The following is a 20,185-nucleotide window of genomic DNA, read 5'->3' as shown; positions in this document are numbered from 1 at the left end:
CTCGCCCCGACTCGGGGGCACGACATCGCAGCGGAGGTCGCCGGTAGACGGTCGGGCCTATTCGACTGCGCAGGCCGCCTCGCAAAACTAACGCTGCTTACTTCCTATTGGCTTTCGCCGCGTTCCACCATTCCTTCTCTGGCGCCCTTTTTATGTAGATCTTGCGTGGAGCGTCGGTCCCTGAGACCTTGGTCAATCCATCTCCTTCGATACGCATGATTTGAAGCACGCTGCGGTCATCCCTTTCCCCGGTGTCCTTCGCCATGCGGCGTTGGATGAACGCTCTCTGCTGGGCTGCATCCAGTTCAGCCCAGAATCCATCTGTTGCAACGAGCAGCGTCGCATTGTCCGCCACAATAGAACAGAGCGCCGGTTCGACAAATTCTCGCGACCGAAAGCTCCGCGTGAGCCGATGGCGACCGACATCATTCGCCAGATTGCCGATCGTCATCGGTGTTGCGGCATTGGCAAGCGTATGCGGCTGGACCAACCAAGACATTGCGCTCGCCGACGCGTAACGACCGATCAGGCAATCGCCTGCGTGCAGGACGAGCGCTTCTTGATCGTCGCCGATGTGAATCAGGAGGTAACTGGCCGAATCCCTCCGGAAATCCTTTGCGAGTTCTGCGTGCGTGGCGCGAAGCTGCGCAGTCAGGACCGCCACGGTCATTGGCTGCTCGGTCGACACGAACCAATCGACCATTCGACGCGCAATCTCGCAGGCGTAAGCTCCGCTGTTTTGCCCGGAGCTTGAACCGTCGAGGACGATGGCGAGGATTTCCGCTCGCCGTATGCCGATCCCCGCACAATCCCGATTGTCGGTCGTTCTCGTTCCCTGCTGGCTCTGCCATTGGATTGCAAAAGCCATTTCAGTCGTCGCTGAGCTTGCTCAGCGCGATGACGCGCTCGCGGACAATGTCAGTACGTCCCTCTGGGCCGCGAATATTTCCCTCGAGGAAATGATCGAAGTCACGATCTGCAAGCAGCGCTTTGCATTCCCCCGCAATGTAGGAGCGAACGTCCGCATCGGCGGCAGCAACTTCGTCGACCAATTCCGGCCGGCCATCAACGACGAGGAGTATGTCCTCGGCGTCGCGACTGCCGATAAGATCGCCGCCACCTCTCCCGCGATAGGCCTCTAGCTTCGTTGCGATGAACAAGGGCGCGGTGAGACGCCGGATGGTGATGGCGTCATCCAGCGACGTCTCAACGGCCGTTTCGATCCCCTTTGCATACCAGCGATTGCTGAAACCGAGGATGGCCTCGTCATCCGGCATGAAGTCGACCTTGAGTTCGCCAAGCTTCATCCGACAAACGACATTCTCATCGGATGCCTCGGAGAAGCCTTGCTCGCGAAGCTGCTCCACGAGCTGCGCCCACGCCGCGAATCCGGCGAGGTCCACAATCAGGTCGACATCATCTGTGGCTCTGACTCCCTCGAGCGTGACGGTATCCGTTATATAGAGTGCGGTCGTGCAACCGCCGACAAAGACCAATCGAGCCAGAAGGTCGTCGCCGAGCGCGACAGCAACTGTCGTCAGCATTTCCTTGAGACGGCCTTGGATCGTCACCCCAACCTCTCCTTAAGCAGATTGGCGGCAAGGTTCGCCTCGCGCTGATTGCCGAGCCGTATTGCGTCCACGAGTGCTAAATAGGCGTAGAGGCGCTCATCTTTCTCCGCCGCTTCCGGCACGGTCTTGAACAGCGGCTCGATGGACTGGCCCATCTCATGGCCACGCGCATACGGCCAGACGTGGATCAGGCTGCCCGCACTGTGGAGGGATCCCTTTAGGACAGGGGCGGCGAAGGCCGTCGGTGCGCCGCGCTGCATCGCCCCTGGCTTTGCCGGGAAAACAAACTTCAGCCCGTAGGTGATGAAATCGCGCAGGTTTCTTCGGTTGGGATTTGGACGCTTCGTGTTGCGGTCCTTGATGGCAATGCCCGATGCAAGACTGCGCTTGATCGAGGCCCCGATTTCCGTTTTGCTAATCCCGAGAGAGGCCTCGAGCCCCCTCACGGAATATGGGTCCTCGCCGTCCGGATGGGCGTTCTTCCCGGCGGCTTGTTCATGATCCTGCAAGCTCACAAGCTTGAGCAGGACAACAATATCCTGACTTTTCATGGCCTTGCCGATCTGTCCTCGGTCCTCGGACGGCGGACAATAAGCCCGCACGCGACTGACTTGTCAAGATTTTCGAACGCCTGGTCGACTGACGCGCTTCCACACTGATTTTGGCGGGGGTCGATCGCGCATGCCCAAAAAGCGAATAGCGGCCTTGGGGAAGAAGGTATCGCTCGCCAGATTCCGCGAAGCTGCGGCATAAGAAGCCCGTTCATCTCGCTAGCGACGGGGGCGTCAATGAGCGCTATGGCCGCAGTCAATTTTCCCGAATGGACCGAGTACCGCAAGAAGAACGGACTTGATCCCCTGGGGATGCAAAATAGCAGCGTCACGCTGTACCAGACGCTGATACCCGGCATCGGCAACGTGACGCTGCGGATGCGATATTATGGACTCTACGCTTGGCTTAGCCGGGTCTACGCCAAGCGCATTGGCGACACCAATCCGCAAACCTGGCAGCGGATGATCCGCCGTGCCGAGGCGCTCTATGCGCTGATCGCACAGCGCCGGGGTGACGAGAGCGGCGTTACCGGCAGCGACTGGGCTCAAAAGACACTCGACAATTTGCACGGCCGCACGATCGACTTTGCGGAGGCCGCCAAGACCAGGAAGGAAACCCCGGACTATTATTTCGCAGTCGATTGGGGCGCCTATGGGTTGGCATACGCGAGCCAGCTTTTCCAGATCGGGATCTTTGATCCGTCACGAGAGCACGCTATCGCCCTCCCCAGTGTCGACCTCGGTGAGAAGCTGGCGCTCGCTTTTGACAAGGAACTAGGGGAGCTGTCCGGTCAGTTCTACGACGCCATCCTGCGCGGCCGAGTCTCCCTTCGCGATCTCGACGCACTTGTACGCCTCGCTCCGTCCGGGATCCGAAACGGCGGGACTGAGCGCAAGCTCTACGAAGACATTCTCTTCGGCCGTATTGGTCCGCAAGATGAGGCCGCCACCTCCCGGCGTGCAAGCCTGCTGTTGATCCTGAACATCGCGGAACAAATTCAGCGCGCGCCAACACCGGATGACGTGCGGTGGACCCTCTACGCTGGCAAGGACCAAGAGGGCCGACTATTCACACCCGCCACGCAACAACTGCAGGCGCAGACCAAACGCTGGCGCCTCTATCATGCGAATGATCTGTGCCATGTTGCTCTCGAATGCCTGCTGAAATATATTCTGGATACACTGGACGAGTACCCGCGTGGCATCGCCCCATCTTCGTTGATCGCGCGGTGCGTGGATGAGATCACGTCAACGTCGCCCCATCCGCCCCCATCATCTTGGAACGCATTTGTCGCAAGCTTGCCGCCTGTCGCCAACCCTGGCGATCCGAATATCCAAGACACCGAGTTTGCCCTCGTAAATACAATCATGGCGGCCCGCCGGCCGATTCACCCCTGCTCAGCGGATGTCGCTCGTAACGCCCTCACGCTTCTCGCCGTACTGCACAGGGCGTTTCGCGCCAATACGCAGGCAATCACCGAAGAACTGAAGAACCTCGACTTCACGGCATTTCATTCATTGCTGACGGAAGGCCGGTATCTGGAGCAAGTCGGTGATGCGCCGTTTCGGGACGCCGTCGCGCGAATTATCGAGGAGCGCGTAGTGCGTCGACATCTGTGGGTTGCTCTCCGTAAATTCCAGCGCCAAGGCGACTACACCTTTCTCGTCGAGGCCGATGACGGGCTCATTCGCCTTCGGGAAAAGGACGGTCCCGTGTTCACGAACCCGCGACTTGGGCCGGCGATCCGGTTTCTTCACGATATTCATCTCTTGGGCGAGAACGGTCTTACCCGCCGTGGCGTGGAGGTGCTTCAGGCGTCATGAAACTCTACGAACGCTTTGGAGAGCGCGGCTACCACACCAGCATCATCACCACCTTTGGCCTCGATTTCGACACCTATGAGAATGTCGTGTTGGCTCGCCTCAAGGGCGCCGGCTGCAACAACAACATCCTGCTGTGCGATGCTGCGCTGCTCACGCAATCTCTAGCTGGTTTATCGTCACTCCCGCGCACCGCTGGCCGCCACTATACGGTCAATAGCGCCTATGCGCCGGGCGCCTTCCATCCGAAGCTGGTGGTTCAATTGGGGAGAAATGGCGGACGGATCATCGTCAGCTCCGCCAACATGACTGCAACCGGCCTTGCGGGAAATCTCGAACTTGCCGAGGAGATTGCCTGTAGTACGGAAGACAGCGGCGAACAACGGCTCGTCGCGCAAGCCTGGCGCTATGCGTTACGCCACTGTGACAGAACAGGACAGGCTTTGGACGCCCAGATCGCATGGGCCGAAAGCCGCGCGCCGTGGTTGCGACGCGCGCTCCCGGCGACGGACAGCGTCTCGCTAAGCGACGGCTCGATTGCTGCTTTGCTCACGACTGGCGAGTCTGCGGGTATCGGAAAGCGGTTCGCCGCCCTCCTCGGCGATGACAGCGTAAGGCGCCTTGTTGTTGTCAGCCCCTATTGGGATCCAAATCTTCGCGCGCTCAGCACTATCGCGAAGGCACTTTCGGCCTCGAATGTCGATTTGCTTATCGACGCAGACGCACGCCTTTTTCCGGTGTCCGCGCTGAAAAAGGTGAAAGGGGCGCGGCTATTCGACCGCGATAGCTTTCGCAAAGGCCGCTTTCTCCACGCGAAGATCCTCATCGCACAAACGCGCAAGGCCGATCACATCCTCTATGGCAGCGCAAACTGCACTCTCGCGGCCCTCGGTGCGAAGGGCTTCGCCGGCAGCAATGAGGAGGTCTCGATGTATCGACGGCTTCCTCCGGGCGCGATACTTGACCGTCTCGAGCTGAAGGAGCTCCTCAATCCGAACCGCGAGGTTGATCCCGACGATCTCGACGAAGTGGATGACGCGAATTCCGTCGACCTCGATTTCTGGCGTGGCCGCGCCATCGGTCGTTTCGAATGCAACTACGGCACGTTGACGTGGACGCCACCCCCAGGACTCGACCCTGACGCCGTATCGATCACCCTGCTCGATACCGATCAGAAGGAACTCGGCTGCCGTCTCGGTCCGGCCGAGGTTCGAGGTGACGTGCGGCGGTATGAGGTTCTCGGCGCCGTTCAACGCCCGGCTTTTGCGGCTTTGCTATTCTCCGATGGAACACGATCGGCGCCGGCAATCGTGACGCTTGTCGATAGAATTCAGGAAGAGGCAAGAGAGGCGCGTTCCAAGCAAACTGAAGAGGCGGTCTCGCAGCTCAACGAAGAGACTGACGAGAGCCTATTGCTGCTCGACATTCTCGATACAATCGAGTCGGCGGAGCGCCTGCTGCAGACCGTGGAGGAGCGTCCATCCGTTAGGCTGGCGCGCAAGACGAGTAGAGAGCCCAGCAATGCGCCGGGTCGCTTTAGGACGATGACCTATGAGGAATTCATTGCAGGACGCAGGGCGCGGACCGACGGCGCGTCAATTGGGAGGAGTAGTCTCAGCGCCAGCGAGGCTTCACTGGTGCGGAGCTTTCTCAATAGAATTATCGGTGTCGGGATCGACGACGCCGCACCTGGAATCGACACGGAGCGAGATCTCGATAAGGCCTTCGACCTTGGTGATGAGGCGGTCAATGCAGAGGATGCGACGACTCGCGGCGATAGCTTTGAACCGGGAGCGGGTGACTTGTCTTCGGATGACGAACAACGAGAAGCGCTGCGCAAAAAGGCAGCGCAGAGAAAGTCGACGCGCGAGCACATCGCCGCCGCTGTTGCCGCATTCAGCAAGCGGATCTCTCAGCGGAAAAAAGACGGCGCGCTCACAACCTTCGACGTCCTTCGCCTCCGCGCATTGCTGATGATCGTGGCCGCGGCTGGCTGGAACGGCAGTGATGCCACCGGCGCCGCGCATCCTGCGAGAACATCGTTGCAGGTTTTGGCCGTAGAAGGTGGCGGAGATAGTTGGCCCTGGCTTATGGGACGCATCCTGTTTTGCTTTTTCGGAAGTCCAGATCCTGCCATACGGCACTTGAATCTCGACGCGCTGCATGACCAATTCACCGATGACATTCTGGAATGCTGGGCGACGTGTTGTTGGTGCCTCCACGCCTGCCTTAGCGCACCATGCTCGAAGAATGAGCGAGCCGCCCTCGCCAAGCGCATCCTGCCACTAGGCGAGAAGACCTATCGGTTGACGGGCATGAATGAGGCCGAATTGAATGACGAGGGTTTCGTATTGCTGATGACGCGACTGAGCGAGCGTTTTCGCATCCGCTTGGGACTTGATGCGAAGACGCTAGCAGAAGGCCATCAGTCGATGCTGCGCGCCATCTTTAATCGAGTGACGGCAAGCGTTCATGGCGCGCCGACCTCCGCCCAATAAAGGCGATCCTGCTCGGCCTTCAATTCTTCGAGTGACACTGGGATCGGATCGAGCTCGACATTGTACATTGGCAATGGCCAATGCCGATACAATGCGTTGACGTGGTCCTGCGTGGCGGAAGCATTCGGCAGCCCTTCGGCAATCAGCCGATCCAGTAGCTCTTTCGTCAGACACTCCGCATCCCGCAACGTCTCCATCTTCTGGAACTCCAGCTGCCCCCAAACCTCAGACGTGGCTTTCAGCCCCGCGAGCGAAAAGATTCCGCAGGCGGCCATCGCGTCGACAACCTGCACCACGGCGGGCATGTGCGCTGGGAAGCCGCTTGGGTGGACGACGGGCGCGTTCCAGATCGGGGTTCCATCCTCGTACGCTTCCACATCGGCGTAGAGCTTGCTCTCCCGCCGATAGAGGGTGTCATTCGGAACGACGTACTCGCCCATGGGCCCCTCAAGATAGTGAGCCTTGCGCAAGGGCTCGACCGCTTTTCGCAACTCCGCCACGTCCGTGAACCACCATTCCGTTAGTTGGGCGTAAATCAGCCGATTGAGATGTCCATAGAACCGGTTCAGCAACTTGTTCAGCTTGCCGGCGACCTGTTTCTCCGGGCAGCGAGCAATATCGAGAAGAATGAGAGCCTTTGCCGCCTCCTCCTTCGCGAACCCGGCGAGCACCTCGGCCTCCCGCGGCCTATCTCGCAGCTCCGCGGAGGCCGACCAGAATCCCATCGCGCTGGCGTGGATGATCGGAAGCCCCTCCGCGAGGAACGCTAGCCGATCGGTCGCCGCCATCTGGCAAATGCGGCTAGCCTGTCTCTGTCCAATCTGCAGCTTCTTCGTCATCGCCCCGACCGACATCATAGTCGAAAAACAATCCCGGACGCCTCCGCCAGTTGCGACAGCCCTCAAGCAAACTCGCGTTTCATCACTTCGTCTTCGAGCCGATGCAATCGCGCCCCCGGGCACACACGTTGGACGATCTCGCACAAATGCTGATGATGGGTGAGATAGATGACCTGGCCAACTTGCGACATCTCCGAAAATAGGCGGAACGCCTCCTCCGCGCGGAAATCATCGAACGTCTCCATGATGTCGTCTGCGACGAAGGGGACGGAGCTGCGAGCCCGCACGAACTCGTAATAGCCCGCGACGCGCAGCGCAAGATAGAGCTGGAAGCGGGTACCCTTGGAGAGCTTGTCGGCGGCTTTTGAGCCTCCCTCGGCCGAGACCGCGATCAATGTATCGCCATCCCTGCCAGGCTGGGCGACGAGGCCAGTATAGGCGCCGCGGCTGATGGTGCGGAACGCCTCCGACGCGCGCGTCATCATGGAGCTACGATGGCGTTCGCGATAAGTGGCGAGCGCCTGCTGGGTGGCTGCGATGCCCGCTCGAAGCTGCAGATAGCGCATCGCGCCATCCTCGATCTCAAGCAGCGTCGTCCGTCGGCGCTCCTCGATGATGGCGACTCTCGCATCGCCGCCGATCGCCTCTACACGATCTTCGGCCGCCGACTTCGCCGCGAACAGCTCGTGACACCGCTTGTCCTGATCGTCCGCGCGTGCCGTCAACTCGGCAAGTTCGGTCTCCAGAGCAGGTCCGTCCGCTGCATCGAGCGCCGCTTGCGCGCCCTGAAGATCCGTCGCGCGGAGTGTCTCGACAATATCCTGCTCCGCCTGCCGTGCCTGTTCGACGAGATCGGCGCGGCGAGCGATATCGGACAGCTTTTGCGCCACCTCATCCAGAGAGGTGACCTGGAAGAATGCTGTCATCCGATCCGTCTGTTCATCATGAACCGCGGTCGCCTCGGCGAGCTCGCGCTGCCGCGCCCTCGCGTCTTCAAGCCGCTTCGTCAGATTCAGATGACGCTGGCGGGCCGCAGCCGCGTTTCGTACCGTCTCGCCGATACGTTGGGCCAGCTCGAGAGCTGGGTCGGCACTATCGTCAATTTTCAGAAGCGTCGTCAGAGCGGTGACTTCTTCACCGAACGCTAGCTGGTCTCTCTCCATCTTCTCGATGCGGTCGATCAGCGCTGCCCGCTTCTCGATCGTCGGCGAGAGTTCGATGATCGCAGAGAGAACTTCGCGGACCGCACCGATCGCCGGCGCTTCCCCTACTTCGCCAAGCCAGCATCCGCGGCATGTCGTGGACCAGGTCTCCTCCCAAGTCCGATCGTCCGATCCTGCCTGCTCCGCCGCCCGCTCACGCGACGTGACCTCACGCCGGCGTTCGTCCACTTCGCCGCGCAGACGGCGCAGTTCGGCTTCCCGATCAAGTGTCGTTTGAGCGCTGGCAAGCATAGCGTCGAAGCTTGCATCGGATGCGGGCGGCAGCCCGGCCGCGGTTATCGCAGCCGCCAGCCGCTTGGCAGCAGTTGTGCCGTCGGCGTCAGCGTTGCGTATATCCCGTTCCGCGGTCCGTACTGTGGCGCTCGCCTCGAGCACCTTATCGCGGCGGCTGATCCACGCATCGATATCCGGCAGCGATGGCGGTTTTGCAAAATGCGAGGCGATCGGCTGCACCGCCGCCGCAATCTCGACGTCGATCGCCGCCAAGGCCGTGGCGGCGCGCTCGCTGAGCTCGACAGCACGGTCATGGTCCGCTCGTGCGAGGGCAAGCGCCTGTCCGCTCTGATGCAGCTTCGCCAACTCGGATATGTGTGAGAAACGACTCGCGTTGATGATGTCGTCCTGACGCAGCGCCGCCTCGAAGGCATCGGCAGAGTCAGCGTCCAGCAGGCGCCGATGTGCCGACCAGGTTTGCTCACGCCGCGACCGTATGTCGGCAGCTTCGTGATCGGAAACGATGCCGGTCGTAGAAGCGAAGCTCGCCTCTTCAGCTTCACAGTGCCGGACCAGCGTCGTGAGCCGTTCGACCTCGGCCTGGTGACGCAGTACTGCGACCTCCGCCTCGCCTCGCGCTGCCTTCCAACGCTGCAAGGCCTCGGCACTGGGACATTGCATGGCGGCAAGCTCATCGACGGTGCCATGCCGTGGTCCCAGAGTGGCAAGTCGGTCAGTCAGCAGATCGAGCGCGGCCTCGCGGGCACGCTCTGCAAGCCGACGCCGAATATGGTGGTCGGCGGAGCGTATCGCCTCGACCACGACGGCCAGCTCGGCCAAAGCGCGATCACGTTCGGCACGGAGCTGAGGATCCGCCTCGCCCTCCGGCAGCCTCGATGTCGCCTCATCGAGGCGCTGACGCGCTTCGGCCAATTCTCGCGCGGCGTTGCGCGTCGCGCCTTCGATGCCCGAGCGAGATTCGATCAGATCGCGCAAACGGCCGATGGTCGCCGCTGGCAGCACGAGACGTTTGGGATCAGGTTCATCGGATCGCTCGATCCGCTGCAGGATCCCGGAGATCGCGAGATCGAGCTGACGCAATTGCAAACGCCGCTCGGGAATATCCTTGTCGGCAGTCACGTGGCGCGCACGCGAATCGGCTAGTCGCTCAACGCGCTCCTCGAGACGCAATGCGGCCTCGTCAACGACGACCTCGGCCAGCTCGACCGCGAGCTGATCGATCTGCTCAGCGATCGCTCTGGTTTTGACGCCGAGCTCGATCTCTTGCTTTCGAAGCTGGGGCAGTTCCCCGGCCCATGCCGGCGGGTCCGCGGGGACATCAGCCAGCGGCGCAAGGCGCTCGTGGATGCCACGCAAGGCGGAGAGACGCGGCAACGCCGTAAGATAGCGCTGGATTTCATCACTGCGTCGATGGATACGCCCGCGTTCCTCGACCGCCTCATCATATTGCACGGACGCCCGGTCGCGCGTGTCGATGAGCCGGGCGTGATCGGATGCGAGAGTGTCGAATTGCTCGCGCTCCGCCTTGAGTTCTGCCAGCCGCGCTTTCAGATCAGCGAGCGCTCCCGTGCGAGCGCGATACTTGTAAAAGCCGTCCGCTTCCCCCTTCAGACCAACGAGCTTGTCGCTGAGATGCGAGAGGCCCGCACTTGCCGAAAACAGCAACTGTCCGAGATCACCCCTACTCGCCAGAATGCTCTCGCCGCCTTTTTCGAGCGTCTCATCATCGAGCGAGAACATGGTGCGGTACGCATCGCGCTCGATGCCGCCGAGCTCAGCCCGGATTGCGGCCTCGGGCAGGGTGCGATCGTCTCCGTCGAGGAGGCTGTTCTGTGGCCGTTTGATCCGCGCGAACTCCCGCGCATCGCCAGCGAGGTCCAACGCGGCGCCGATCCGCATCGTGGGATACGGATGAATGAAGTCGAACGGGCTCTGCGAACCAATTCCGAACAACAGGTCGAGAAAGGCCGCGAGTGCGGTCGACTTGCCGGCTTCATTCGGCCCATAGATGACGTGCAGGTCAGGCTGACCTTCCGTGCGCTCACCGAAATCGATGCTTCGGTCGGTGAACTTGCCGTATCGAGTAAGGTCGAGGCGACGCAAGCGCATGACTTAAGTCTCCTCGCCGGCCGCCTCAAGACGTGCCATGACGCCCTCGGCGCCTTCGCGCGCGAGGCGAGCCATCACCTCCTTGGAAGAGGCTTCGTCCGATCCGAAGATGTCACGACACTCTTGCGGAAGCTGAGCCCTGATTTCTTCGGCGACGCCCATCAGTTGGCTTCGAAACGCCTCCGATCCAAAGACATCGTCTTCGATCAGGCGATGGAGCTCCCTGATCGGGTCGCCCGACGGCTGGCCTTGCTGCTCGGCCGGCCGGCAGGCGATTTCGAGTTGCTCGATCCAGCATCCCCCGATGACAGAGCCCCTGTCGTCGGCCTCTGTCTTCAGCAAGTCCGCGTCGCGCCGGATGCGCCAGGCTAGCGACGTCGCGCCCGTTATGCGCACGCGAGCGACCAAATGCTCGGACCGCACAGCGTCGCGCTCCTTTTCGAGCGCCTGGGTCACTGCCGCGACGAGGTCGCGCCAGTCTTCCAAGCCGCTCGCGTCGACCGATATCCGCTCGAACTGAGCCACGCTGGTGATCCGTTCCTCGATGTGAATTGAGCGATCGTTGGCGATGGTGACGAGCGTCACCGATTTGGGGCCGGCTTCATTGATGTCGCGGCCTTGCGGTATGCCGGGCATCACAATCGCGCATCCGCCCTCGATAGCCGAGCGTTTGTGAACATGGCCGAGGGCCCAATAGTGGAAACCGCTCGCCTGGAGATCGGCAACGCTGCACGGCGCATAGAGATCGTGTCCCGGAGCTCCTGCAAGGCTCGTGTGCAGGAGGCCAATATTGACCGCGCCATCGACCGTGGGGCGAAATCGTCCGAGGAGGCTCTCCGGGGCGTGCGGCTGCGCGAAGCTCAGGCCGTGGACGACAACAGGAACATGGCCCGGCGCGCGATTAATATCGATTGCCTCCGCTCGCCCGCCGAAGACTTTCACGGAATCCGGCAGTACCAATTCCTTGGTGATTTTCGACAGCGCGTCGTGGTTGCCGCGGATGATGAAGACTCGAATGCCAGCTTGGCTGAGCCGCCGGAGCTGTTCGGCGAGGAAACGCGCCGTCTTCATCGAGGTCTGATCGCCGTCGTAGAGATCTCCGGCGATCAGGAGCGCGTCGACCTGCTCGTCCAGGCAAACGTCGATCACCCGGACGAAGGCGCGCCGGGTGGCGTTGCCGATCAGCTCCGCCAGGTCGGGATGGCGCAGCGCAAGCGATCGCAGGGGTGAGTCAAGATGAATATCCGCAGCATGGACAAAGCGATACGTCACCGTCTCCCCCTATTTACGTCCCCTGCGCGTCCGCCGGACCTTACGCGCTGGGCAATCAGCGTGATATTGAAATAGCTCAACGGAGCCGGATTTCCCGCAAGAATCACGCGAATAACTTGTTATCTCTCCGGGGGGATGGTGATGACTGCAGAGCCGATCGACGACGTCTTGGACTGGGCCAAGAAGCTCTCATCCTGGAAACAGGACGCGCTGCGGCGGCTCGCAATCAGCAATGACCTCACGGACACGGACCTTGGCGAGTTGCTCGCCATGGTCAAGACCGCCGCGGGCTTCAGCCTTGCGAGCGCACCCCCCGGCGCCGTCCCGTTCGCTAAGGCACATTTCGGAGGCGGGAAGCATCAGCCCATCATCCTCAAAGGAATCGCCAACGTCGAAAATATCAACCGTCTGGTTCCGAAGGCTGGCCTCACCTTTTGCCCGAAGGCCTTGACGATCGTGTATGGCCGAAATGGAAGTGGCAAGAGCGGCTTCGTGCGAATCCTCAGGACGGCTTGCCGCACGCGCGTCGAGAACCCGGCCAAGCTCAAGGTCTTGGCCGATGTGTATGGGGCGTCCGCAGGACCGCAGACTGCCGAGATCGTCATCGACGCCGGGGCCGGCGACACGCCGATTTCCTGGTCTCCCGGGAAAGCCGCATCGCCGCAGCTCATGCAGGTGGCTGTCTTCGACACCGCCTCCGCGCAGCTTTATGTCGACGGCGGAAATCAAATCCGCTTTCTCCCCTTCGGGCTCGCCCTGCCCCATCGGCTCAATGCGATCTGTATCGGCTTGAAGGACACGCTGGAAGCGGAACGGGCGACCGAGGTCGGCAACAAGGTCAGCCTAACGACGATCGCCTTCGCTCCTGTACGCGATACAGGAGCCCAGCGGTTCGACAAGGCGCTGAGCAAGTCCACCACAAACGCCCAGATCGACGTAGCGACCGCATTCGGTGAGACCGATCAGGAGCGTCTGGATGGAATCACCGCCGCGCTGTCTGCCAGCGCCGCGGCGGCCGCCGACGTTACGGCGTTCGCCCGATGGGCTGAGACCCTGGTGACCGAATGCACCGCAGTGGTAGCTGCGTTTATGGACGAGCCGTTGCAGAAACTCACCGGCCTGCGCGAGGCCGCGACAGCAGCGCGGGAAGCCGCCACGGTCGCGGCGGGCGCATTGTTCACCGACGACCCGCTGCCGGGTGTCGGGAGCGACACCTGGCGGGCGCTTTGGGCCGCGGCCCGGGATTACTCGCTGAAGGAGGCCTATGTAGGCAAGCCATTTCCTGTGGTGGCGACGGATGCGGAGCCCGCCGCTTGCGTGCTGTGTCAGCAGCCGCTTCTGCCCGATGGCGTGAGCCGTATGCACCGCTTTCAGAAATATATGGACGACACCCTGGATGCGGCGGCCACGAAGGCTGAGCAGGCGGTAGCCGATGCGCTCGGAAAGCTGCACGAGCTCGTCTGCCTTCGGGCGACCGACTTCGCTGATCGGCTCGAGCAGGTGCGAAAGCGCGATGCCGGGTTGGCCGACCTGCTCACGAGCTTTCAGTCGGCAGCGGTTAAGCGCCGGGAGCAGGCGATTGCACGCCTTCGCGGCGAGCCGCACGAGCCCGCCCCTGCCATCGTGGTGCCGATCGATGAGGTGCAGGCGTTTGCTGTCAAGCTGAAGGCGGAAAAGGATGGGCTGGCGCAGGCGGGCAACGCCGAGGAGCGGGCCAAGCTCACGACCGAGAAGGCCGAGCTCGAAGATCGGAAGACGCTATCGGCCAACAAGGGGAAGCTTGTCACCCGGCGCGATCTGCTCGTCGTCGACGATGCGTACGGCAAGGCTCTTACGGACGTCCAGACTCGTGGCATCACCCAGCGCGCGAACGAGCTGCTCGATACGCATCTGACGACGGCCGTGGTGACGAAGTTCGATAGGGAGCGCACGCGCTTCGACATCATGCATCTGAATGTCGGGCTCGCGCGCAAGAGCGGCCAGACCAAGGCGGAATTCGAGGTCAACCCGAACACCAAGCTGACCAAGGTGACGTCGGAGATCCTCAGCGAAGGCGAGCAGCGCGCCTTGGCGTTGGCCGGCTTCCTGACTGAGGTCGCCCTCACCGACGGGTCGGGTGCGATCGTCATCGACGATCCGGTGTCCTCACTCGACCGCGATCGCAGCGTCAAGGTGGCGGAGCGCATCGCCGAGGAGGCGTTGAAGCGACAGGTTATCGTATTCACCCACGACATAGTCTTCTTCAATGAACTCTGCCGCACCGCCGACGCTCAGGGGATCGAGCCGGTCACGGTCGCGCTTTTCAGCGACAAGAGCGCCGCCGGCAAAATCGATACTGCAGGCATGCCGTGGAAGGGCCTGAATGTCGCCAAGCGCATCGGCCGGATCAAGAACGACTCTGCCCAACTGTCGAAGCTGCATACGACCAGCCCGGCCGATTACGAAGTCGCGGTGAAGAACCTATATGGCCGGCTTCGCGACACCTACGAGCGCGTTGTCGAGGAGATCATCTTCCGGGATATCGTGCGGCGCGGCACCGATGTCATCCAAACACAATTGCTGCGCTATGTTCGTCTCTCCGATGCGCTCGCCATCCGCTTCCACGAAGGCATGACGCGCGCGAATACGCACAGCCATGACAACCCGGCGGCCGACACCGTGCCCGTGCCCACGCCCGATGAGTTCGCGAGCGATATCGCGGACCTTGAGCTTCTGATCGCCAGTCTCAAGGCAGACAGTGACGCTGCCGAGATAGCTCGTCCGCAGATGAAGCCCAAGAAATGAAGAGCAGGACATCGCGTGTCGTGGGCGGCGGGCGAGCTATTCCGGATCACACGACGCGAACAAACGGAACCGGTCAAGCGTCTGTCGGTCCTCATCAGGCCAGAAGACCTTGGCACATGACCGTCAGCGGAACGACGGCGCGCGGCCGGCATTTGAACTCCGATTTTGAGTTGGTGATAGCCTTCATCAAGCTCTCGGCCTCCCGCGTATTGCGCACGAACGCAGCCTGAACTGTTGAGGGAAGCTTGAAGTCACCTTTGCAGCGCCACTCTCGTTCGTGCAGCCAACTGATCCAGCCCTTCTTGCTTACCTCGAGACGAACAACACGCCAGAGTTCGCTGTGGGGAACTTTCAGCTCCCTGGTTTCGGCATCCGAGAGATAGAGGACCGGACGGCAGCCCTCGCCATAGGCGTACCGCTTCGTGACTGCGATTCCGTATGGTTCGTAGCGTGGAGATTGCGGATCGGAATTCTCCGGTGTGAGGACGTATTTGAGCGAGGCGAAGGGCACGTCCATGAAGCAAGCTGCCTTGCTCGGCCCCTTGATGAATCCCTTCTTGGAGCTACTGCCCCAGATTTTGCCTGTCTTCAGAATGCTGACCAGGTTGTCGTAGGCGGAGAATTCGTCTTCAGGCTTCGTGTTCTTGGTCAAATGAAGAAGATACGGCGTCAGGTCTGGCCGCGCATTGAATGGCAATTCGTCGAAAGCAGGAAGCGGCATGGCGGCGATCTTCTCTTCGAAATGGTGGCGCAAACGGTCACCCATGTTTGCACTTTACGGTGGAGAGCGTTGATCGTCGCAGCAATCTCGGCCGGGTCATTCCTTTGCCTCGTCGATAGCAAGCAATCGCCGCGCCTCTGCGAGCAACCAATCTGCGTGGTCGTCGCCTTCCTCCAGCTCCCAGCCTTTTGCCTTGGCGATTTCATAACCGACGATCTCTCGAGCCTTTCGAGACGACCAGCCCATGATCTTCGTCATCTGCTTGATATCGGCAAGAACTTCAAAGGCGCGGGTGCGATGGTCCGCGAAGTCGTCGATCGCCTCCATCAGTGGTGCGTTGGCGACTGCGATCGCCGCGGCTCGCTCGAAATCGATCTCATGGGGCGAATGCGGTACGGCACCTTCGACGAGTTCGCGCAGGTTATCGAGCGTCAGACTTTGCTCCGAGAGGCCAGCCCGGCGTCGTTGAAGCTCGGCGCTCACGTTGCGGCAGTCATGACAGATGAGAACGCTTCGGTACGAGCCGATAACGATCTGGCTCGCCGCATCGAGGCGCCGTCTTGCTAGACTCTCTTCGTCGTCCTCGGGAACGTATTCGACAACTCGGTGAATACGAGCGGTCCATTTTCCGCGGTTCGATTTTCGGCAGATCTCGCGCTTCGATCGACCGCAGCAGGGGCACAGCCAATCCGGCCCCGCGTGGTTCCATGTCTTTGTTTCGCCCTGAGCGGCTTCGACAGCAGTGAACTCGCTGTCGGTTGGCGGGCGGACGACGGCCTTGCGCTTCAGCTTTAGGGACTGACCGGCACTGTCATTGCAAACGGATCGCGCCTCGATAAGCGCGCCCAAGCGATGCCGATAGCCGGGAGGGACGGCGGCCGCGAACAGCCGGTAGACGACGTCGCGTTCCTGAATGGGACCGAGAAGCCGCTGGCCAGGGGCGACCTCGCGGCGATGCCGTCCGCTTGCGATGCGCTGCGCCATGCGCGTGGCGAAGTCGATACGATCGGCAAAGTCGTCCTTCGCCGCCAGCCAGGCAGTCCGGGCTTTCTCGACGTCGATTTCGTGCGTGCGGTTTTCGGCGACCGTAATGAAGCTCGCGATTTCGGAAGGCGCAAAAGTGAAGTTTGCGTCTATCTCCCCCGTGAGTTCGAGTTTTGCGCGCCCTTCCGCTAGGTTGCAGTCGATGCAGATTTGCGTCGACTCGAAGCGCTCGATCAAAGGCATAAGGGCATCCTTCGCGCGACTGACTTGGATGTTGATGTCTCGCTCCCCACTTCGTGGATTGCGCTCGCGGAAGATCCGCTTGGCGAGATCGCCGATATGATCGTGATGGTATTCCAGGCGGCAGAGCAGAACGCCGCCGGAACTTATCCGCGCGATCTGCAGCTTCTCGCGCTGGCAGCAAGGACAGCTCCATAGCGTCCAAGTCGATGCCCACCCGCTGTTCAAGTCCAGTTTCGTTGTCCCGAACCTCTCCAGCAATGCTCGCGTCTGGGCGCTCCATCGTCCGTCGCGCATATGCGCGACCTCGGCGAGCTCATCATCGGCGAGGGCCTCTATGTTTGGAATCCGGATGACAGCTTCGATCTCCGCTTTTCCGCCTAACGCCATGGCTCTTCATCCTCCGATGGGGGGACCAGCGCTCCATCGTGTTCAGGATCATCTTCCATTGAACGAGCGATCGGGAATTCCCCCGCCAGTAGCTTGTCTTTGCTGAGCAGACCGGCGTCCTCGAGCATCTCCATGTCCGGTAGGTCGCGCAACGAGTTGAACCCGAAGTGCGACAGGAATCCGTTCGTGGTGACATAGGTGTAGGGCGCACCGGGCTGAGGCGCGCGCGGGCCGGAGGCGATGAAGCCGAGACCGCGCAGGTGACCGATCAGGTCGCGGCTGACCTCCTTGCCGAAGAACTGGCCGAGCTCGCCGCGGGTGATCGGCTGGTAATAGGCGATACACATCAGGATCAGGCTCTCGTGCTGGGACAGCGGACGCACCTGGTCGCCCAACCCGGTCGCGGTCCGGATCGCCGTGGCGAACACCTTGCGGGTGCGGTGCTGCCAGCCGCCGGCGACGGCGACGAGCTCGTAGGGGCGGCCGCGCAGCTCGTCGCGGATGTCATCGATGATCAGATCGAGATTGCAGTCCGGCCCGACGACGCGGGCGAGGACTTCGCGGGTCACCGGCTCAGGCGACGCGAAGATGACGGCCTCGACCCTGCCCATCCATTCGCGCCAGCGCAGCTCGGGCGGCAGGTCGGCGAGTTCGGTGTCGAGACCTTCCTTTTGTCGCGCGCGCCGGCCCATGTTCAGAGCCCGTAGAGTCGGAAGGTCGGACGGCCGGTGAGCTCGCGCACCGCGTCGAGCGCGACCAGGCGCTCGAACAGGCGGCGGCTGGAGCGGTCGCTCGCCGACCTGCCCTGCTCGGCGGGCTGGGCATCCTCGCTCATCAAGATGGACACAATGAGGTCGGCGTCTCGGCCGCGCAGCTTCGGCGCGACCGCGAGCAGGCGCGTCGCCCGGCGGGCAAGATCGTTGTAGAGGTCGATCGCCGTGACGGCCGCCGTCGCGTAGGCCGCGCAGAGCGCACTCATGAACACGGTTTCGCCTTCGAGGTGCTGCGGCGCCTTGCGCAGCGCACCGCGTGACAGATGCGCCGCGAGCAGCGGCACCGGCCTGGGCCAGCGCAACTGGTGGGCGAGGACCGCGTCGGCGAGCCACAGCGGCACCAGCTCTTCATTCGGGAGGACACGTCCACTCGCGGCGATGATCTCCGCGGCGGCGAGCACCGGCATGGCGTGCGCCCGCTTGGTGTGGCGGCCGGCGAGCTCGACGATCTCGATCGGCAGCGAGTTGAGGGCATGGCCGAGCGAAGGGGCCAAGGCCCAGATCCACTCCTTCTCGTCGCTCGTCGCGCGTTCGCCGAGCCGGCGCCAGGCGTCGAGGATGCGGCCGCCCGGACCGGGATCGTCGCCAGGCTTGCGCAAGTACCAGTGATCGCGCAGCGTCGCTTCGTCTTCCGTGCGCCCACCCTGGCGCGCGAGCGCGGCCGCGCACGAGAGCGCAAGGCGCTGCCGCCACAGGACGCCGAGCTTGTGCTCGTCGCGGGCGACCGGATGCAGCGCCGCCAGCGCCGCGCCGGCGTAAAACACCGCTTCCGTCACGGTGTCTGGCGGGGCGCGCCGCCGCAGCCAGCTTGGGGCCGGCGCGAAGGTCGGCGGCGGCTCGGGGAGGATTCGCGCGCGTTGGGCCATGTCGGAGCATGATTCAGCGCGGCGCTTATGGCAACGGAAATCGCATCAAACCGCCGCGCCTGTCGGAAAATAACTACGTCCGATAATGTTGCATTATCGGACGTTTTCCCGCTATATTGTGAAATGAGCCCTGACGCCCCGCGCGACCCCGCATTCGACGCCCAGGACGGCCCCGCGCCGCCTGAGAGCCCGGCGCCGGGTGTCGCTTCGTCGACCGGAGAAAAGCCGGCCGAGGCGCAAGGCGGCCTCCCATCCCCTCTTCCGGACGTCGCAACCGGCCTGCCCCGGCATCTGGAGCCGCTCGCCGACCGCGCCCGCGACTACATCAGGGCGTCCAGCGCCGAGAACACCCGCCGCGCCTATGGCGCCGACTGGCGGCACTACACCACCTGGTGCCGGCGGCAGAGCCTCGATCCCCTGCCCCCGGATGTCCAGACCATCGGGCTCTACATCACCGCCTGCGCGGCCGGTCAGGCCGGGCCTAAGCCGGACGCCGTGGCGACGATCGAGCGACGGTTGTCGGCGCTCGGCTGGCAGTTTCGCCAGCGCGGCCTCGCCTTCGATCGCCAGGACCGGCATGTCGCCACGGTGCTCGCCGGCATCCGGCGCACCCATGGCCGGCCACCCCTCAAGAAGGAGGCCGTTCTGCCGGAGGACGTGATCGCCATGCTCGAGACGCTCGATCGCGGCACCCTGCGCGGCCTGCGCGACCGCGCCATGCTGCTGATCGGCTTCGCCGGCGGGTTGCGCCGCTCCGAGGTGGTCGGCCTCGATGTCGGACCGGAGCAGACCGAAGATGGCAGCGGCTGGGTCGAGATTCTCAAGGACGGCATGGTCGTCACCCTGCGCGGCAAGACCGGCTGGCGCGAGGTCGAGATCGGCCGCGGTTCCTCCGACGCCACCTGCCCCGTCGTCGCCCTGCAGACCTGGCTCAAGCTGGCCCGGATCGGCCACGGGCCGCTGTTTCGCCGGGTCCGGGAGGGCGGAAAGGACGTCGGGCCGGACCGGCTGACCGACAAGCAGGTCGCGCGGCTGGTCAAGGCGGCCGCCCTCGCCGCCGGCGTGCGCGCGGATCTGCCGGAAGGCGACCGGGAAGGGAAATTCGCCGGCCATTCGCTTCGTGCCGGGCTTGCCTCCTCGGCCGAGGTCGACGAGCGCTACGTCCAGAAGCAGCTCGGCCATGCCAGCGCCGAGCAGACCCGCGGCTATCAGCGCCGGCGTGACCGATTCCGCGTCAACCTGACCAAGGCGGCCGGCCTCTGAGGCTGGGATCAATTCATCCTCCATTTCCGGCAGAACCCAGCGAACA

Annotated in this window: 15 protein-coding genes; 5 read left to right on the top strand and 10 right to left on the bottom strand. The window is 62.6% G+C overall.

The genetic code is table 11. The features are described from left to right. Window positions 1-97: 97 nt before the first annotated feature. From K2Y42_RS21125 to K2Y42_RS21115, 3 genes are read right to left on the bottom strand one after another with little or no spacing between them, the layout of a single operon-like run. Complete coding sequence (locus K2Y42_RS21125; RefSeq protein WP_291156742.1) at window positions 98-868, bottom strand: protein phosphatase 2C domain-containing protein; 771 nt, start codon at window positions 866-868, stop codon at window positions 98-100. Window position 869: 1 nt separating this feature from the next. Next, window positions 870-1,571 (bottom strand): hypothetical protein, encoded by a 702-nt coding sequence (locus tag K2Y42_RS21120; RefSeq protein ID WP_291156739.1) that lies wholly within the window; start codon window positions 1,569-1,571, stop codon window positions 870-872. After that, entirely contained in the window at window positions 1,568-2,122 is a 555-nt protein-coding gene (locus tag K2Y42_RS21115) for a hypothetical protein (RefSeq protein ID WP_061979496.1), read from the bottom strand. The genes K2Y42_RS21120 and K2Y42_RS21115 overlap by 4 nt, the downstream gene beginning before the upstream one ends. A gap of 237 nt (window positions 2,123-2,359) precedes the next feature. Here K2Y42_RS21115 and K2Y42_RS21110 point away from each other — a divergent pair, with 237 nt between their 5' ends. Together K2Y42_RS21110 and K2Y42_RS21105 are read left to right on the top strand one after the other, a co-directional pair. Then, window positions 2,360-3,946, top strand: a complete 1,587-nt coding sequence (locus K2Y42_RS21110) for a hypothetical protein (protein ID WP_291156735.1) — start codon at window positions 2,360-2,362, stop codon at window positions 3,944-3,946. Beyond that, the gene (locus K2Y42_RS21105; protein ID WP_291156732.1) at window positions 3,943-6,441 is read left to right on the top strand and encodes a hypothetical protein; all 2,499 of its coding nucleotides are present in this window, start codon (window positions 3,943-3,945) and stop codon (window positions 6,439-6,441) included. The genes K2Y42_RS21110 and K2Y42_RS21105 overlap by 4 nt, the downstream gene beginning before the upstream one ends. Here the strand turns inward: K2Y42_RS21105 and K2Y42_RS21100 are convergent. The 3 genes from K2Y42_RS21100 to K2Y42_RS21090 form a co-directional block, all read right to left on the bottom strand. Beyond that, window positions 6,414-7,280: a hypothetical protein gene (locus K2Y42_RS21100; protein WP_291156730.1), complete on the bottom strand. Its 867-nt coding sequence runs from the start codon at window positions 7,278-7,280 to the stop codon at window positions 6,414-6,416. The two genes, K2Y42_RS21105 and K2Y42_RS21100, sit on opposite strands and share 28 nt — an antisense overlap. 62 nt (window positions 7,281-7,342) lie before the next feature. Further along, on the bottom strand, window positions 7,343-10,846 hold the full coding sequence (locus K2Y42_RS21095; RefSeq protein WP_291156727.1) for an AAA family ATPase: 3,504 nt from the start codon (window positions 10,844-10,846) through the stop codon (window positions 7,343-7,345). A 3-nt stretch (window positions 10,847-10,849) separates the two neighbouring features. Continuing rightward, window positions 10,850-12,118, bottom strand: coding sequence for a DNA repair exonuclease (locus K2Y42_RS21090; protein WP_291156724.1), 1,269 nt, complete (start codon window positions 12,116-12,118; stop codon window positions 10,850-10,852). A 141-nt stretch (window positions 12,119-12,259) separates the two neighbouring features. Between K2Y42_RS21090 and K2Y42_RS21085 the strand changes: the two genes are divergently transcribed. Further along, on the top strand, window positions 12,260-14,902 hold the full coding sequence (locus tag K2Y42_RS21085; protein WP_291156722.1) for an AAA family ATPase: 2,643 nt from the start codon (window positions 12,260-12,262) through the stop codon (window positions 14,900-14,902). Between the two features lie 94 nt (window positions 14,903-14,996). Here K2Y42_RS21085 and K2Y42_RS21080 read toward each other — a convergent pair whose 3' ends face one another. Continuing rightward, window positions 14,997-15,668 carry a hypothetical protein gene (locus K2Y42_RS21080; RefSeq protein WP_291156720.1) on the bottom strand — a complete coding sequence of 224 codons (672 nt, stop codon included), beginning with the start codon at window positions 15,666-15,668 and terminating at the stop codon, window positions 14,997-14,999. 51 nt (window positions 15,669-15,719) lie between these two features. Beyond that, window positions 15,720-16,850, bottom strand: a complete 1,131-nt coding sequence (locus K2Y42_RS21075) for a hypothetical protein (RefSeq protein WP_291156717.1) — start codon at window positions 16,848-16,850, stop codon at window positions 15,720-15,722. Window positions 16,851-16,874: 24 nt separating this feature from the next. Between K2Y42_RS21075 and K2Y42_RS21070 the strand changes: the two genes are divergently transcribed. Continuing rightward, window positions 16,875-17,045 carry a hypothetical protein gene (locus K2Y42_RS21070; RefSeq protein ID WP_291156714.1) on the top strand — a complete coding sequence of 57 codons (171 nt, stop codon included), beginning with the start codon at window positions 16,875-16,877 and terminating at the stop codon, window positions 17,043-17,045. A gap of 182 nt (window positions 17,046-17,227) precedes the next feature. Here K2Y42_RS21070 and K2Y42_RS21065 read toward each other — a convergent pair whose 3' ends face one another. Then, window positions 17,228-17,929, bottom strand: coding sequence for an SMC-Scp complex subunit ScpB (locus tag K2Y42_RS21065; RefSeq protein WP_061979489.1), 702 nt, complete (start codon window positions 17,927-17,929; stop codon window positions 17,228-17,230). A 2-nt stretch (window positions 17,930-17,931) separates the two neighbouring features. Then, window positions 17,932-18,876, bottom strand: coding sequence for a DUF1403 family protein (locus tag K2Y42_RS21060; RefSeq protein ID WP_291156711.1), 945 nt, complete (start codon window positions 18,874-18,876; stop codon window positions 17,932-17,934). Window positions 18,877-18,999: 123 nt separating this feature from the next. On the opposite strand from K2Y42_RS21060, the gene K2Y42_RS21055 reads away from it, so the two are divergent. Continuing rightward, window positions 19,000-20,139 (top strand): site-specific integrase, encoded by a 1,140-nt coding sequence (locus K2Y42_RS21055; RefSeq protein WP_291156709.1) that lies wholly within the window; start codon window positions 19,000-19,002, stop codon window positions 20,137-20,139. The last annotated feature ends 46 nt before the right edge of the window (window positions 20,140-20,185 follow it).

This window comes from Hyphomicrobium sp., assembly GCF_019744875.1.
In the GTDB taxonomy this organism is placed as follows: Bacteria; Pseudomonadota; Alphaproteobacteria; order Rhizobiales; family Hyphomicrobiaceae; genus Hyphomicrobium_C.
This window is presented reverse-complemented; position numbering and strand designations above follow the sequence as displayed.